Here is a 651-nt window from a genome sequence, read left to right as displayed (position 1 = left end):
GATATTGATGAGATAATAAAAAATGTCCTTTCAAGTCCAGATTTCTTGGATACTGACGACCTTTTCATTTCAACTACAAAACAGCAGACACAAACAATCAGCAGGTCAAGCATAGTTATCGCCTATCCAACTATAACTCCTGATGTGGTTGATTTTGAAGACCCTACGAAAAGAGCTTTGAGACAAGACCTTTTCAGTTCAAGCATAGATTTCATCTTAAGTCAAAGCATATGGTGAAACAGGTTAAGGACAAGAATTGGGGAAATTGTCAAAACCACAACCGCAACAAGAACAGGAAAAGACAAGGACAAGAACAAGAAGAAAAGGAAAAAACCAAAAAAACCTCCTAAGCAGTCAAAAAAGAAAAACAACCTACCAGACAAGATTAAGAGAATAGATGTTGATGTTTCAAGCGTCTCAGGTTGAATTAGGGCAGTAAGTTTTGAGTTTCCAACGCAAAAGGACTTATATGCCGATGATCGTGGAACATTGACCTTCTACCTTAAAAAAGGTGGTCAGATAAAATTCCTCAGGGTATATCGCGGAACTTTCTCAGTCATTGCTGATTACTATGGGACAGGTTATAGGTTGTGGTCTCAATTCTGGAAAAAGAGAATGGTAAACAGGTGAAAATTCTCATGAATTCTCAAA

1 protein-coding gene is annotated in these 651 nt (G+C 37.5%); it reads left to right on the top strand.

Annotated features, from left to right (window positions below; translation table 11 throughout):
• The coding region (locus RM190_RS23350; RefSeq protein WP_311761878.1) for a hypothetical protein at positions 1–237 on the top strand (237 nt) is incomplete at its 5' end.
• Between the last annotated feature and the right edge of the window lie 414 nt (positions 238–651).

The organism is Paracoccus broussonetiae (genome assembly GCF_031854425.1).
GTDB classification, from domain to species: domain Bacteria; phylum Pseudomonadota; class Alphaproteobacteria; order Rhodobacterales; family Rhodobacteraceae; genus Paracoccus; species Paracoccus broussonetiae.
This window is presented reverse-complemented; position numbering and strand designations above follow the sequence as displayed.